Genomic DNA, 16,086 nt, shown 5'->3' with positions numbered 1-16,086 from the left:
TGTAAGTTTTAAAATAGTACTTTAATTATAGCGCTATTAAAATCCTGGCTAAAAAATAAAGGGAAGTAAAACCTAAGTTCTACCTCCCTACCTTAAACTAAACATTACCTAATCAATAATGTGAATGTTTTAAAATTAAAGCTTAAAGCCTGTTCTGATAAATAAGTTTGCTATAGTTGCTACACTTGCGCCATCTAAAGGCTCATCGAAACACTCTACCGCAGCGGCTCTTGTAACACCAGAATTACCATTAATTCCGGTAATAGTAATACCTGCTTGTACATCTAAGTTTTCACCAGCATAAACTGCATCAACTTGAGGTACACCAGTATCGTTAGAAACAGTTGCAGAACCTGTAATCCAAGGTTTAATTCCCACACCTAAACCAGCTAATATTTGACGGATTTTTGATGCATGACGAGCTTCTAAAGAATGGATTTGCAAAGCTGTAGTTAAAACAGTTAGTCCCTTAAGTACAGTCGCCTGCCCTTTGTATGCTCTAACGCCAGTATCTTCAAAGCCTAAAGCTACTTTTAAAAATGTTGAATAATTAGTATAAACATCAGCGAACGTACCACCTGCTGTAAAATCTGTCATTGCATAAGTAATTTCAGTTCTTGCAGAAGTTCCTAATGCACCTTTAAGTAAATTTACGTGAGCTAATTCATGGTCACGTATTGTGGTGATTGCAGAAAGAGAGGCACCAGCGGGAATCAAACCTGGAGCAGCAACCAAGGCGTGATTATATAAGTGATACTCTAAATATTCTAATGATAAAGCAAAGTTTAATGTATTTACAACAGCCGTTGGTAGGGTTTGCCCATACGCTTTTGTAAACATTGAACCCAATGCTAGTGGTGCTGCAGCGAAAGCAATTTTTTTACCCATTGAGTAAAAATCTTTCATTGCTGATCTTCTCGGACTTAATCTTTCATAGATTTCGCCGTCAACTTTTTCAATTTCTTCTAATATATTTACGATATTCATGATTTCAGGAGATTAAGATTATAGATTAATTACATTAATTTTTGTTTTGATAAATTTACCTGCAGCAGCTAAAACTTTATCAGGTGTTAAAGACGCGTCTAAACCACCAGCAACGTTTGCCCCAAGTCCTGTTAAATCATTTAAGTCAGAAAAAGAACCTACGGATATTAACTCACGAATGTAAGCGGCATGACGAGCCTCTACAGATACAATTTTACCAGCTAGAACTAAGTAAGCATCAGTTTTAATTCGTATACCTGCGCCATTATAAGCAGCAACGCCTAAATCTTCAAAAGCTTTTGCAGCGCCTAACACACTTGTACGGTCTGTAAAATTAATACTTGAAAAATCTACTTCTAAGCTACCAATTGCTGCAGTACTTAATGCATTTTTAAAGAACTCTCTGTGTGCAATTTCGTGGAACTGAATGTCTTGGAAATATGCTTTTTCTGCTGCTGAGAAACTTGCTGGAGGTGCTGAAGCAACTTTAATATAAAAAGCAGCCTCTAATTGCTCTAAAGCATAAGCGTAATTCAATACACCAAAATCATCTTTAAAATCTAAAGTTGCGCCCATGGTAGTATCAGTATAACCACGATCTTTTTTACAACCTGCGGCAACTAATGCTAATCCGGCAGCACTTGCACCGGCAAACTGTAGAAAAGACCTGCGGCCTAAACTACCATTAAACAAACTTTCTTCCTGAAGTTCATCTTTTACTTTTAGTTCAGTGTTTTTCATAATTCTTTTTATGTTTAGGGGTTTTTATTCCTGTTTTGCTGATATATACGTGACAATTCTAAACGCGGTTTTTTGATTTTCGATTTTTTTTTATAAGCTGTTTTTAATACATTCACAAACCTATTGCTATGAGTATATTAAAAGCTATTATTGTTGATGATGAAGAGTTTGCCCGGTCATCTCTTTTTTTTCTGTTGCAACAAAATTGCCCGTCAATAGAAATTACAGGTATAGCCCGTTCTGTGGCCGAAGCGAAAGATATTTTAGCTCATCATACTATAAATTTAATTTTTTTAGATATTGCGATGCCCGGTGGTAATGGTTTTGAACTAATACCCGATGCCCAACAACACAATGCTGCTGTTATATTTACCACCGCGTTTGACCAGTATGCTTTAAAAGCAATAAAAGCCAATGCGCTGGATTATCTTTTGAAACCTATTGATATTGATGAATTAAAAATTGCGGTTGATAAAGTTTTGGAATATACCAGATTGCATCAAACCCTTGATAAAAAAGATGAACGCATTACCAATCTGGCTTCGAGCTTAAATAATAGAACAGAGATTAGAAAGTTAACGCTTCCTTATGGCCAGGGATTTAAAATGATTGATGTTGATGACATTATTTATATTGAAGCTGATAGCAATTACTCTGTTTTTCATTTAAGCAACCACGATAAAATAACGGTTTCGAAAGTGTTAAGAGAGTTTGAAGAACTTTTACCATCAGAGCAATTTGTAAGAATACATAAATCGAGCATCATAAATTTAAACCATTTAAAAGAGTATAACTCTAAAAACGGCTTACAAGCTTTACTTAAAAATGGCGAAAGCATTAATGTATCAAGAAGAAGAGCAAGCGATTTTTTCGAAAAAATAAAACATTTTACAAAATCCAATGGGGAGCATAAGCAAAGCTAATTCAGAATTTCTAACTGCTTTAAGGAATTACTTTAGCTTAAAAACTATGTTTGGATGCGTAGTTTTATTGGTTATATTCTTATGTAATACATCTCAAGGCCTAGCTCAAAGCACGTATTTACCGCACTACACTTCTAAAAATGGTTTACCAAGTAATAACTGTTTTTATATTTTACAAGATAAAAAAGGTTTCATTTGGATCGCTACCGATGCTGGCTTGAGTAGGTTTGATGGAACAAATTTTCAAAACTTTACTATTGAGGATGGTTTGCCCGATACCCAAATCCTACAAATTAAAGAAGATAAAGAAGGAAGACTTTGGTTTTTAGCATTAAATGGTCAGTTAAGTTATTTACAAGACGGTAAGTTTTACAATCGAAATAATAGCCGGCTTCTAAAGGAACTAAACTCTAATACCATTATTGTTTCATTTTTAGAAGACAGTAAAGGCAGAATTTGGTTGGGTACAAATGCTAATCTTATCATCCAGTGGGATAAAAAATCAGTTAAAAAGTTTATTGCATCTAAGATTAACAATCAGTTTACAAATGCTTTCTTACACGAAGATGAGCTTGGAAATATTTATGCCTACAGCGATATAAGCACTCAAAAATTTAACGGTCAGAATTTTGTTAAAGCAGATAATATGGTAAATCCGTTATCGTACATGACGGCTTTCAATACCATCAATCGTTCTTTGTATTATTTAGATGATGAAGGTTTAAAGCAATATCAAAATGGCTCAATAAAAAACTTAATTACCATTCCTGATAATTTGCTTAAAAATATGGCTGGTTATTTTTATTATGATGATAAAGATAAAGAAGTATGGCTGGCCAGCAATAATGGTGCTTTGGTGATGAACCAAAGTGGTAAAACAGTGATGTATCTTCAGGGCATTTCGGTAAATCAATCGGTTAAAGATAATAGCAGTAACATGTGGTTTGCTACCAATCAGGGCATTTACATGCTGCCAAATATCAACTCAAGGTTATCGATTATCGATGCAGAATCTGGCTTAAGCAGCAACGTTATAAAAAGTATAACTAAAGATGCTCAAAACCGACTTTGGCTGGGAACAGACGATGCCGTTATAGACATTTTAAATATAAAGAATTTCGAAATTGATGAAGTTGGTTTAGATGATTACAAAAAGTATAAAACAATTAAGCAAATCACCTACGATGCAAAAAATAAATCCATCTATTTTACTTCTGACTATGGTTTAGGCGTTTTTAATAATATTTATAAAACTAAAGATGACGTAAAATACTTAAAAGAAGCACACAACTCTATGTTTGTTATTAAGCATTTTAGTGTCGGCGAAAATAATAATCAACTGGCTTTAGCGCTTTCATCAGGTGTGGTATTCTTGCCAAACCGGATTGATAATCTAGAATTTAATGCTTCAAAATACCGCGAAAAAGAAGACTTTTTTAAAAATCGGGCTTACCACGTTTTTTATGATAAGAACGGTGCATTGTGGTTTTCTAATGTTGATGGTTTATCAGAGCTTCTTAACGGAAAACTCGTTCAACACTTTAAGCGAAATCAATTGCTTACAAAAAGAATAAATGACATACAGCAATTGCCAGATGGAACTTTAATTCTGGCTACGGATGGCTATGGTTTATTATTCTATAAAAACGGCAAAATTACAAAGCAAATTACCCAGCAACAGGGTCTTACAAATGATATTTGCACAAAGCTATTTATTAAAAACAATGAGATTTGGGTAATTACCAACAAAGGTGTAAATAAGATTTCTGACTATGCAAATAAAGCAGACGTAACCAATTTCGATTATGGTAAAGATTTATTAACTGAAGATATAAACAACCTTTATATTGATGATAGTACTGCGTATTTCGCTACCAACAGAGGGCTTATTCTTTTCAAATACAATAACCAAAACGCTACTAAAGCTCAGCCAAAAGTTTACATCACCTCTATTATAAAAGACAAAGAACGTTTACCGATTAATAAAGATAATTTCGTTTTTGAAAGCGGAAATAACACAATACTTTTTACTTTCGGAGCGGTAGATTTTACCACAAGCGACATTACTTTTCGTTATCGTTTAAATGAAAATGCAACTTGGGTAGAAACCAAAACAAGGCGCTTAGATTTCTCTGCACTACAACCTGGTGATTATCTATTCGAGGTTAGCGCAAAAAGCCAAAACAATGATTGGGGTCCATCTGCAAAGATTTCATTCACCATAAAAAAACATTTTTGGCAAACCTTTTGGTTTCTTTCTATCTTAATTGTTTTAGTAGGCTATGCTTTCTACAGGCTAGCGGTTTACATTACACGCCGGCAAAAAGATAAAGAGCAGCAACAGTTACTTTTAAAAAATAAAATTTTAATGCTAGAGCAGCAGGCTTTGCAAGCGATGATGAATCCACATTTTGTTTTCAACGTAATGAATTCGATTCAGCATTACATAAATACTCAAAATACAGCATCGGCAAATAAGGTTTTAACTGGTTTTGCGAGGCTAATTAGAAAAAATCTGGAGATTTGTACCAAGAGTTACATCACTTTAGAAGAAGAATTAGAGTACTTAAATCTTTATCTTAAATTAGAAAAAAACCGCTTTGGTAATAAACTTCAATATAGTATAACGGTGGATGAGGAGATTGATAAAGACGATACATTAATACCATCAATGTTGCTACAACCTTACGTAGAAAACGCAATTTGGCATGGTATAATGCCAAAGGAAACGGGGGGTGAAATTCAGATAAATATTAATTTGAGCGATAATGACTATCTTAACATTGATATAATTGATGATGGTGTAGGAATCGAGAATTCTTTAAAAGGCAAAAAAGATAATCACATAAGTAAAGGAATGCAACTTACACGCGAAAGATTAATCCTTTTAGGACAAATTGAAGCAAAACCTATACATCTAACCGTACATCAAAACGCCGAAAACGGCACAACAGTTTCTATTTCTGCGCCATTAAAATAAAATTATACCGTTTACTCAATTATTAATACCACACACTAAATAGAATCAACGACACATCGTGTTTAGCCTTAAACTTGTACTAGAAATAAACGATAGTGTTTATCAAAACGTTCTTATAGAATTGATATAGATATTAATAACCTAACCTAAAACTATATCTTAATTCAGGTTTCATTTGTGTGTTAAAAGCGGTCTTGTTTTTTAAAAACGAGACCGTTTTTTTTTGCTCAAAAATTATACTTTTGTTTATGCCGCCAATTAACTTAACCAAACACATTGAAGCTTTAATATTCTCATCTGTACAAAGCATTAGTGTACAAGAAATTGTTTTAGCATTAAATGCAGTATTAGAGCAAGAATTTAGCGAAACTCAAATTTTTGAAAGTTTAGCGGCAATTAAACAGAAATATATTGATAGCAATTGTGCTATAGAATTGGTAAGTCTGAATAATGGCTATCAATTTTTAACTAAAAAAGAATACCACGAAACGGTAAATCAATTACAGTTACACCGTTCTAAAAAGAAATTAAGTCAAGCAGCGATGGAAACCTTAGCTATTATTGCTTATCGTCAACCCATTACAAAATTAGAAATCGAACAAATTAGAGGCGTAAATTCAGATTATTCGGTGCAAAGACTTTTGGAAAAAGAATTAATTAGCATCGAAGGAAAATCAGAAGCACCAGGAAGACCTATTTTATATACCACAAGCGGATTATTTATGGATTATTTTGGTCTAAACAATCTTTCACAGTTACCACAACTGAAAGATATTGCGAAGGAAGAGAATACCATCGGCGAAACTGCAGAATAAATAAATTTTAATTTGTTTACAGGCAGGTCGTTATTAAAAAAAGTTTTTTCGTATTTTTAAACTGTAAAAGCAATATTTATTTTTGTTGTATGAAAACTCCAAAGAAATCCCCGACCAAGCCGACTACAAAAAAAGAAGTAGAAGATAATGATGATTTTGAAGATGATGCAGACTTAATACCTGCTAAAAAACCTCAAGATGTTGATGAAGATTTTGACATTCCACTAGATGATTTGGAGAATTTCGACACTTTTGACGATGATGACGAAGATTATTAATTTTTAAAAATACATATATTTGAAAAGCATCCGCACCATTTGGTAGGATGCTTTTTATTTTAAAAACTGCCATGCAAATTATACAAGTTAACAATACATCACTAAAAAACGATTTCTTAGAGGTACCAAAAATTCTCTACAAAACAGATAAAAATTTTATTTGTCCTTTAGATGAAGAAGTAGAGAAAGTTTTCGACCCACAGAAAAACAATTTCTTTAATCATGGTAAATGTACACGCTGGGTTTTAAAAGATGATTCTGGAAAATTAATCGGACGTGTTGCTGCTTTTATAAACGATAAAAAAGCCTTTAACTACGAGCAGCCGACCGGTGGTATGGGTTTTTTCGAATGTATCGATGATGAGAAAGCTGCATTTTTATTGTTTGATACGGCAAAAATCTGGCTAACAGAAAATGGTATGAAAGCCATGGACGGACCGATTAATTTCGGAGAAAATGACAGTTTCTGGGGTTTATTGGTTGAAGGTTTTACGCCACCTTCATTTGGCATGAACTACAACTTCCCCTATTATAAAAAACTTTTTGATGCTTACGGTTTTGCAACAGAATACGAACAACTAACAAACCATATAAATTTAACCATTCCTTTCCCCGAGCGTTTTACAAAAATTGCCAATTGGGTTAGAAACAAGCCTGGCTATACTTTTGAATATTTCAGCAAAGCAAATTCGGAAAAATACATAGCTGATTTGATGGAAATTTACAATGACGGCTGGCAAGATTTTGAAAATTTCGTACCGATTAAGAAAGAAACTTTAGAAGAGAGTTTTAAAAGTATGGAACCTATAATGGATGAGCATTTGATTCAATTTGCTTATTTTAACGGTGAGCCAGCATCATTTGTTGTACTTATTCCTGATGCCAACCAAATGATTAAAGGATTTAACGGAAAACTTGGTTTAATAGAAAAGTTAAAATTTGCTTATCGCCGCTGGGTGGGTGTTACACGAATGAGAGCGATAGTTATGGGTACCAAACCAAAATTTCAAAAACATGGTTTAGAATCTGTACTATTTATTAGCCTCGGCGAATATGTGTTGCCAAAAAATCAATATAAAGAGTTGGAATTAAGCTGGGTTGGCGATTTTAACGAACAAATGATAGCAATCCATAAAGCAACGGGAGCAACATTTGGTAAAAAGCATTTAACAATGAGAAAGGTTTTTTAGGAGCAAGGACAAAGGAGCAAAGATAAAGGAACAAAGATCAAGGGGAAAGGAACAAAGAGCAAGGATAAAAAAAGTAAAAGAGCATTTTGCTCTTCATCTTTATTCTTTGTTCCTTATTCTTAATCAATGCAACTCAGATTCCCAATTTATCATAAAGCTCAATCACTTTTTTACGAAGCTTAGTTAATTCTTCATCTTTATCAAGTATTTCTTGTTTCAATATAGAAATTTCATCGGTAAAATTTTGAGATTCAGCATCTCCAGAAATAAGCTGATAAACCGGAACTTTAAATGTTTTTGCAATTTGAAGCAAACGAGAAATATTTAAATCGGTTTGTCCGGTTTCTATTTTGCAAAAAGCAGGTGTAGAAATATTAAGCATTTTTGCTGCCTCAGCCTGACTCAAACCAAGTACTACCCTACTTCGCTTAATATTTTCTCCAATGCTTTTCATTTATTTTATAATAAGTGAAGCAAATTTATCTTGATAATGCTCCAGCTAATTCAGGCAAATCGAAACCGGCATAATTACCAGAACTCATCATTAATAAATTTGCATTTTTATAATTTAAGCTAAGCAGATAAGCTTTTAATTGAGATGCGTCATTAAAAAATTTTAAATTTTTGTTTGAGAAAGCTTCCTGCACATCTAATTCGGAGAATGGTTCCATCCTCTTTTGTTCAAATGATTTTAAGTCGATAAAAACAATCGCATCATCGGCTTTATCCATGGAGCCTGCATATTCCTTCAAAAAATCTTTGTTCAAACTACTAAAAGTGTGTAATTCTATGCAGGCTACTAACTTTCGATTTGTAAACTGAGCTTTAACAGCATCAATCGTTGCCTTTAATTTTGATGGCGAATGCGCAAAATCTTTGTAAACATTTGTCGATGCATCTGCAGAAATTACTTCTAAACGTTTTGCAGCACCAGTAAAAGATGAAATGGCTTTATTAAAGTCGGTTTCATTAATTTTTAATTCTGCACAAACCAATTTAGCAGCATTAAGGTTCATTAAATTATGGTCGCCAAAAATCTTTAATTCTGTATCTTCAGGCTGCAAATAAGTGATTCCGTTTTTAATAACATGTTCAGGAATTGAATATCCGATTTTGTTAATTTTAGCTGTTGATTTTTCTACAATATCATTTAAATCTTCATCAGCTTCGCAATAAATTAGGGTTCCGCCTTCTTCAATCGTGTCGATAAATTTATCAAACTGAGCGGTATAATCTGCATATGTTGGAAATACATTTATATGGTCCCACGCAATTCCACTTATTACAGCAACATTTGCTTTGTAAAGATGAAATTTTGGTCTTCTATCAATTGGTGATGCTAAATATTCATCCCCTTCGATAATCATAACTGGTGCTTCTTTAGTAACCTTAACCATAGTTTCAAAACCTGCAATTTGCGCACCAACCAGGTAATCAAAATCACGATTATAGTAATTAAGCACGTGTAGAATCATGCTGGTAATTGTGGTTTTACCATGGCTACCACCAATAACAACCCTTGATTTATCTTTGCTTTGCTCGTATATATATTCAGGATAGGAATATATTTTTACACCCAGTTCCTGTGCTTTTAATAATTCAGGGTTATCAATTCTGGCATGCATCCCTAAAATTACAGCGTCTAAATCAGTAGAAATCCTACCTTCATTCCAACCCATTTCAGTTGGCAATAAGCCATATTTATCTAAACGAGATTTTGCCGGCTCAAATATCACATCATCAGAACCTGAGATTTGATAACCTTTTTTATGAAGTGCAATGGCAAGATTGTGCATCGCACTGCCACCAATCGCTATAAAATGTATGCGCATATTTTTAATTATTGATTTTTGAATGATTGAATTAGAGAATGTATGCATCAGCATTCTATCATCCGCTCAATCAATCATTCTATCATTTTTTTTCAAACTGGGCCGCAACCCAATCTCCATTTTGTTTATGATCGATGTATTTAATACCAAACTTAGCACATTCTGCCGTAATCATTCCCAAATCAGGATCTAAATAAAAACCACTGAAAAATATCCTTCCACCTGGCTTTAAAACTTCTGAGTACCTACCAATCTGATCAAGCAAAATGTTTCTATTGATGTTTGCTAGTATAATATCGTAAAGCTCATCAGGAATAACTTCTTTGCTTCCGCACAAGGCTGATAAATTTTCTACCTGATTTAGGTTTGAATTTTCTATTGTACTTTCATAGCAAATATCATCATAATCGATTGCCATTAAACTTTTGGCACCAAGTTTTACAGCCAGAATTGCTAAAATTCCAGTGCCACAACCCATATCCAAAATAGATTTGCCTTTAACATCAGCGGCTAAAATGTACTGCATCACCATTGTTGTGGTTTGATGGTGACCAGTACCGAATGCCATTTTCGGGTCGATTATAATTTCGTAAGGATAGGAAGGTTGAGGTTGGTGAAAAGTAGCCCGAACGTAACAAATGTCGTCTATAATAAGTGGACTAAAATTTTTCTCCCATTCGGCATTCCAATTTTCGTCAGCTACATCACTTAAGGTATAATCTGTTTTAAAATCCTCCTTATTATTTTCAAGTAGCTTTATCAAACTTTGCTCATCAAAATTTTCTTTAATTACAAAAGCTGTAAAACCATTTTCACTATCTTCAAAAGTATCGAAGCCTAAATCGGCAAGGTCGCTAATAAGCAAATCTTGTTGATAGTCTTCAATACCTTCAAATTTAAAAATTGCTTTTATGTACTGCATTAGCTGTTTAAAGCTTTAATGATATCGGTAAAGTCGCGTGATTTTAATGATGCGCCACCAATTAAACCACCATCAATGTCTTTTTGTGCAAATAAACTTGCTGCATTTCCAGGATTACAACTTCCACCATATAAAATTGTGGTATCATCAGCAACATTAAAGCCGTAATTTGCTTCAATTTCGCTACGAATAAAGGCGTGTATATCTTGTGCTTGTTCTGGTGATGCTGTTAAGCCTGTTCCAATGGCCCAAACTGGTTCGTACGCGATAATAACTTTCTTAAAATCTTCTTCTGTTAAGCTAAAAATACCATTAACCAATTGTTTTTTTAGAACTTCATAGTAACTGCCATTATTACGTTCATCTAAAGTTTCACCAATACAAAAAATCGGCTTTAGGTTATTAGACAAAGCAATTTTTGTTTTTGCAGCTAGTAACTCATCGCTTTCTGCCTGGTATTGTCTGCGTTCTGAGTGACCAAGAATCACATATTCCACACCTACAGATTTAATCATCTTTGCAGAAATTTCACCAGTGTATGCACCACTTTCTTTATCATGAATATTTTGTGCGCCAATAGCAACATCAGCGCCACCAAGTTTAGCCAAACTATTTAAATGAATAAATGGAGCACAAATAATGGCAATTTGATCGCCTTTACGCTCATCTTTAACCATGTTAACAATTTCACTAAATAACGAAACACCTTCGTTATAATCTAAATTCATTTTCCAGTTTCCTGCAACAATTTTTTTTCTCATTTTTTTTTATTTAAGGTTGTAAGGTTTGAAAATTGAAATGTTTAAATACTTCAATATCCCAACTTTACAACTTTCTTTAACAGTTCAAAATTTAACTTTGTTCAACATTATAACATTCTACAACATTTCAACTAGTTTTTAAAACCTTCTAAATTCGTGTGTTAATTCAAAAACTTTATTTAATATGTCTTTTTCAATTTCATCAAATGGCAAATCTCTTCTGGCATAAACTTTCTCAGCAGTTTCAAACATTTTGGTAATACTGTAAACTTCAAACCCATGAGCACCTCCCCATGCAAAATCAGGAATAAAATTTCGAGGAAAACCAGCCCCAAAAATATTAGCACTCACACCTGCAACAGTTCCGGTATTAAACATGGTGTTGATACCACATTTAGCATGGTCTGCCATTATTAACCCACAAAATTGCAATCCAGTTTTACGGAAAGTTTCTTCTTTATAATCCCAAAGCCTAACATCAGCATAATTATTTTTTAAGTTAGAATTATTACTGTCGGCCCCGATATTACACCACTGCCCCATCACGGAATTACCCAAATAGCCTTCGTGTCCTTTTGATGAATAACCCCAAATTACGGCATTATTAATTTCACCACCAACCCTACTATGCGGACCAATGGTTGTATTAGGATAAATCTTTGAACCCATTTTTACCGAAGAATTCTCACATAAGGCAAAAGAACCCCGAATATTACTACTCTCCCAAACCTGGCTGTTTTTACCTAAATAAATTGGACCTTGCAAGCTATTAAAAACAGAACACTCTGCTGTTGCGCCATCTTCAACAAAAATATTATCTCCTAAAAAGGTATTGGTAGAACTTAAACTTGATGATGTTCTTCCTTTAGTTAACAATTCAAAATCCTTTTTTAATTCTACGCCATTGTGCGTAAAAATATCATCAGCGTAAGTGATTTTGATAAATTGATGATTGTATTGAATTGGTTTTAAAGTATTTGCATGCGTTAAATCAAATTTATCACTATTAAAGGCAATAATTAAATTTTCAGTTCTTAATACCTCGTCGCTATTCAAGCTATTGATTGCATTTAGCAAGCCTTCATCAGGACAAACAGAACCGTTAATGTAAAGGTTGGCTGAAATTGAGGGATATTTTATAGAAAGATAATCTTGTGCACTGAAACCAAAATCAGCATTAAGGTTTTTCGCCCATTTTTCTGCTATGGTTAAAATGCCAATCCGTAAATCGGCTACTGGCCTTGTAAAAGTAAGAGGTCGTAATGATTCCCAACTAGAATCATCAAAAAGATTGATTGTCATAAGCAACAAAAATAAAAAAAGTCCCGATGCTTTTGGCAAAGGGACCTTAAAAAATGCTTTATTAACGCTAAATTATTTCTTAGCGTAACGGTTTTTGAATTTATCAATACGTCCTGCTGTATCAACCAATTTCATTTTACCAGTATAAAAAGGGTGCGACATGTGAGAAATCTCTAATTTATAAAGAGGATACTCGTTACCATCTTCCCATTTGATTGTTTCTTTAGTATCTACACAAGATTTTGTTAAGAAAGCATATTCGTTAGACATATCTTTGAAAACAACTGGTCTGTAGCTTGTAGGGTGCAAATCTTTTTTCATTTGAATATTATTTTAGTTATTTGTGTTGAAAGCATCAAGAACATTTTTGCAATTTGCTGGCAACAACGCTTATGACCTTTCTGTTAGTCTTTTCTATCTCTATTTTAGAGGATGCAAATATCTTAATTTTATTTCTTAAATACAAGTGTAAATTAGAATTTTATATTACAACAAGTTTTGCAATCTATAAAGTTTGTGATAGCAATCTTCCAAGCGTTCAAAAAAAACTGTAGCACAAATTTTCAGGCTATAAATTTAAAGATTTTAAAAACTATATTTATTGCATCAATCAGTTTAACCATCCCTCATGAATAGAAGAAACTTTATAAAAAACGGCTCTGCTGTAGGTTTATTAACAACAATCGGCTTACCTGCATCGGCAGGAATTATTACTGCTGATGATATAATTACCGAGTTTAAAGATGATTTTAATTTAAACGAGGTAACCATAACCGAATTGCAAAAACTAATGCAAAGTGGTAAAGCAAGTTCAAAATCAATTACAAAAATGTATTTGAAAAGGATTGAAAAGATTGATAAAAATGGACCGAAATTAAATGTAGTGATAGAAATCAATCCAGATGCGCTAGAAATTGCATCTAAAATGGATGATGAAAGAAGAGCAGGTAAAACCAGAGGGATGATGCATGGAATACCTGTTTTAATTAAAGACAATATAAATACTGCAGATAAAATGCAAACCACTGCCGGCTCATTGGCTTTGGCTGGAAATGTAGCTAGCGAAGATGCATTTATAGTTAAAAAACTTCGTGATGCAGGTGCTGTAATTCTTGGTAAAACAAATTTAAGTGAGTGGGCGAATTTCCGTTCTACGCGATCTTGCAGCGGTTGGAGTAGCCGAGGCGGACAAACAAAAAATCCTTATATTTTAGATAGAAGTCCGAGTGGTTCTAGCTCAGGTTCTGGTTCTGCTGTATCGGCCAATTTATGTGCAATTGCTATTGGTACAGAAACCAACGGATCTGTTATTGCTCCATCATCGTACAACGGCATTGTTGGACTAAAACCCACTGTTGGGTTGCTAAGCCGGAGTGGTATTATTCCAATTTCAAAAACTCAAGATACCGCCGGACCAATGGGCAGAAATGTAACTGATGTTGCAATCCTACTTTCATCACTATCGGGAGTAGATATTGAAGATGAGGTTACTAAAAAAAGTGAGGGTAAAACAGCAATAGATTACACTTCTTTTTTAAAAACAGACGCCTTTAATGGTAAAAGGATTGGTATAGAAAAATCATTTTTAACAGGGCATGAAGATGTTGTTGCGCTATACAAAAACGCTATAGAAAAGTTAAAAGAATTAGGGGCAGAAATTGTAGAAATAGAGCTTCTAAAAGAAATGAGAGTTATTGGCTCTGCAAGTTTTATGGTATTGCAATGCGAATTTAAAGATGGCGTAAATGCTTATTTATCAAAAGCAAATGCTAAGGTTAAAACTTTGACCGATGTAATTGCATTTAATAAAGCTAATGAAGAAAAGGCTATGCCCTATTTTAAACAAGAAACTTTAGAGAGTAGTGATAAAGCACCGAAAATTGATACTAAAGAATATAGAGATGCTTTGGAAAAAGTACTGTCATCAAGAAAAATAATTACAGATTTGATGACAAAATTTAAACTCGATGCAATTGCAGGAACGAGTTATGGAATACCAGCTGCCATAGATTTGTTTAATGGAGATTACAGCAACGGATTTTATTTCTGTTCTCCGGCGGCGATGGCTGGTTTCCCACACATAACTGTACCAATGGGCAAAATTTATGAATTACCTGTGGGTTTATCCATAATGGCAACAGCTTTTGAAGAGCCAAAAATACTATCAATGGCTTATTCATACGAACAAGCTACGAAACACAGAACAGCACCAAAATTTATTAAATCATCTAATTTTTCTTCTGGAATTTAGTCATTTGCCACAAAAACACAGAATAAAGAATACACGAAAAAAATAGTTTTTATTATAAAGGCATTGTATTGATATTGATTGAAAATTAAAAATATTGCTTTGATTTTCGGCTTTAGCATTTAGGCTTTATTTGCTGTACTTTTTCCAGGTTTCAATTTTAGCTTGTTGTCTTGCGATATAGGCATCAGCAATAACTTCTGCTGAGCTTCTACCTTCTGTGTTTTCTAAAAGTTCTTTAAGTTTATATTGGTCAACGTCGGCTTTGTATAAAATTTGAATGAGCTTTGGAAAATCATTATCTATCATATAAGCAAAGGCATCTACCAAAACTTCTCTCAGTTGGTTTTTCGAAAGGTTTTCATTTACGTCGAAATCTTTATCTATAATGTTTATTAGTGACACTTACCAGGATTTTTTGGATTTTAGGATTACAGGATTATATATAATTAAGCCAGTTGATTTAGGCTAAGAACCACAAAAATAAGTTAAATAAACCTGATAATAGCGAACACGAAGCATCAGCCTTTTCAGCTGATTGCGGAGTAAAGCGGTTAGCAGGGCTACAGAAACCGATGAAATGCGGAACCAAACGTTTTCAAATCATTAGTTAAAATTACTGCAAAACACATCATCCATCTTACATTATTCCATCTTCCATCTATACATTTAAATCCATTTTATTTCCTGACATATTTCTATCAAAACACCATTTGTATCTTTGGGATGTACGAAACAAACCATTTTATTATCAGCGCCTTTTTTCGGAGATTCATTTAACAAAACAAAACCTTCCTGATGCAAACGTTCCATTTCCGCTAGAATATCATCAACAAGAAAAGCAACATGATGAATCCCCTCGCCCTTTTTCTCGATAAATTTTGCAACAGCACTATCAGGTGAAGTCGCTTGCAAAAGTTCAATTTTATTATCGCCGGTTTTAAAAAATGCCGTATTTACAAATTCTGATGCCACAAGTTCGGTTTTATAGCAATCAGTATTAAGCAATTTCTGATAAATATCTATCGATGCATTTAAATCTTTTACTGCAATGCCAATATGTTCTATCTTATTCATAGTTTATAAGGTTATGTGAATGTAAAAATG

General features: G+C 33.6%; 16 protein-coding genes. 6 read left to right on the top strand and 10 right to left on the bottom strand.

The annotated features are described in order from the left end of the window. Positions 1–135: 135 nt before the first annotated feature. Complete coding sequence (locus tag ACFOWA_RS04085; RefSeq protein ID WP_378982046.1) at positions 136–987, bottom strand: ferritin-like domain-containing protein; 852 nt, start codon at positions 985–987, stop codon at positions 136–138. Positions 988–1,005: 18 nt separating this feature from the next. Further along, complete coding sequence (locus ACFOWA_RS04080) at positions 1,006–1,728, bottom strand: ferritin-like domain-containing protein (protein WP_378982044.1); 723 nt, start codon at positions 1,726–1,728, stop codon at positions 1,006–1,008. A gap of 128 nt (positions 1,729–1,856) precedes the next feature. On the opposite strand from ACFOWA_RS04080, the gene ACFOWA_RS04075 reads away from it, so the two are divergent. The 5 genes from ACFOWA_RS04075 (at position 1,857) to ACFOWA_RS04055 (ending at position 7,914) form a co-directional block, all read left to right on the top strand. Then, the gene (locus tag ACFOWA_RS04075) at positions 1,857–2,651 is read left to right on the top strand and encodes a LytR/AlgR family response regulator transcription factor (RefSeq protein WP_378982042.1); all 795 of its coding nucleotides are present in this window, start codon (positions 1,857–1,859) and stop codon (positions 2,649–2,651) included. After that, entirely contained in the window at positions 2,629–5,631 is a 3,003-nt protein-coding gene (locus tag ACFOWA_RS04070; protein ID WP_378982040.1) for a ligand-binding sensor domain-containing protein, read from the top strand. The genes ACFOWA_RS04075 and ACFOWA_RS04070 overlap by 23 nt, the downstream gene beginning before the upstream one ends. Positions 5,632–5,879: 248 nt before the next feature. Next, positions 5,880–6,446 carry an SMC-Scp complex subunit ScpB gene (gene scpB / locus ACFOWA_RS04065; protein ID WP_378982038.1) on the top strand — a complete coding sequence of 189 codons (567 nt, stop codon included), beginning with the start codon at positions 5,880–5,882 and terminating at the stop codon, positions 6,444–6,446. Positions 6,447–6,535: 89 nt separating this feature from the next. After that, entirely contained in the window at positions 6,536–6,724 is a 189-nt protein-coding gene (locus ACFOWA_RS04060) for a hypothetical protein (RefSeq protein ID WP_378982036.1), read from the top strand. A gap of 71 nt (positions 6,725–6,795) precedes the next feature. Then, complete coding sequence (locus tag ACFOWA_RS04055; RefSeq protein ID WP_378982034.1) at positions 6,796–7,914, top strand: GNAT family N-acetyltransferase; 1,119 nt, start codon at positions 6,796–6,798, stop codon at positions 7,912–7,914. A gap of 133 nt (positions 7,915–8,047) precedes the next feature. Here the strand turns inward: ACFOWA_RS04055 and ACFOWA_RS04050 are convergent, their stop codons facing one another. From ACFOWA_RS04050 to ACFOWA_RS04025, 6 genes are all read right to left on the bottom strand, one after another. Continuing rightward, positions 8,048–8,368 carry a helix-turn-helix domain-containing protein gene (locus tag ACFOWA_RS04050; RefSeq protein ID WP_378982032.1) on the bottom strand — a complete coding sequence of 107 codons (321 nt, stop codon included), beginning with the start codon at positions 8,366–8,368 and terminating at the stop codon, positions 8,048–8,050. Positions 8,369–8,393: 25 nt separating this feature from the next. Further along, positions 8,394–9,746: a UDP-N-acetylmuramate--L-alanine ligase gene (locus ACFOWA_RS04045; RefSeq protein ID WP_378982030.1), complete on the bottom strand. Its 1,353-nt coding sequence runs from the start codon at positions 9,744–9,746 to the stop codon at positions 8,394–8,396. 82 nt (positions 9,747–9,828) lie between these two features. Next, positions 9,829–10,668, bottom strand: coding sequence for a 50S ribosomal protein L11 methyltransferase (prmA, locus tag ACFOWA_RS04040; RefSeq protein WP_378982028.1), 840 nt, complete (start codon positions 10,666–10,668; stop codon positions 9,829–9,831). Continuing rightward, positions 10,668–11,429: a triose-phosphate isomerase gene (gene tpiA / locus ACFOWA_RS04035; RefSeq protein ID WP_378982026.1), complete on the bottom strand. Its 762-nt coding sequence runs from the start codon at positions 11,427–11,429 to the stop codon at positions 10,668–10,670. Before tpiA ends, prmA begins: the two co-directional genes overlap by 1 nt. A 138-nt stretch (positions 11,430–11,567) precedes the next feature. After that, complete coding sequence (locus ACFOWA_RS04030; RefSeq protein ID WP_378982024.1) at positions 11,568–12,731, bottom strand: putative sugar nucleotidyl transferase; 1,164 nt, start codon at positions 12,729–12,731, stop codon at positions 11,568–11,570. A gap of 72 nt (positions 12,732–12,803) precedes the next feature. Further along, on the bottom strand, positions 12,804–13,052 hold the full coding sequence (locus ACFOWA_RS04025) for a type B 50S ribosomal protein L31 (RefSeq protein WP_056872608.1): 249 nt from the start codon (positions 13,050–13,052) through the stop codon (positions 12,804–12,806). Between the two features lie 307 nt (positions 13,053–13,359). Here ACFOWA_RS04025 and ACFOWA_RS04020 point away from each other — a divergent pair, with 307 nt between their 5' ends. Further along, positions 13,360–14,982 (top strand): amidase, encoded by a 1,623-nt coding sequence (locus ACFOWA_RS04020; RefSeq protein ID WP_378982022.1) that lies wholly within the window; start codon positions 13,360–13,362, stop codon positions 14,980–14,982. A 126-nt stretch (positions 14,983–15,108) separates the two neighbouring features. Here the strand turns inward: ACFOWA_RS04020 and ACFOWA_RS04015 are convergent, their stop codons facing one another. Then, positions 15,109–15,384, bottom strand: a complete 276-nt coding sequence (locus ACFOWA_RS04015; protein ID WP_378982020.1) for a hypothetical protein — start codon at positions 15,382–15,384, stop codon at positions 15,109–15,111. Between the two features lie 264 nt (positions 15,385–15,648). After that, positions 15,649–16,056 (bottom strand): methylmalonyl-CoA epimerase, encoded by a 408-nt coding sequence (gene mce / locus ACFOWA_RS04010; RefSeq protein ID WP_378982018.1) that lies wholly within the window; start codon positions 16,054–16,056, stop codon positions 15,649–15,651. Positions 16,057–16,086: the final 30 nt, after the last annotated feature.

This window comes from Pedobacter lithocola (assembly GCF_042650845.1).
Taxonomy (GTDB): Bacteria; Bacteroidota; Bacteroidia; order Sphingobacteriales; family Sphingobacteriaceae; genus Pedobacter; species Pedobacter lithocola.
Note: the sequence above shows the minus strand (reverse complement) of the source record. Positions and strands in the feature narration are given on the sequence as shown.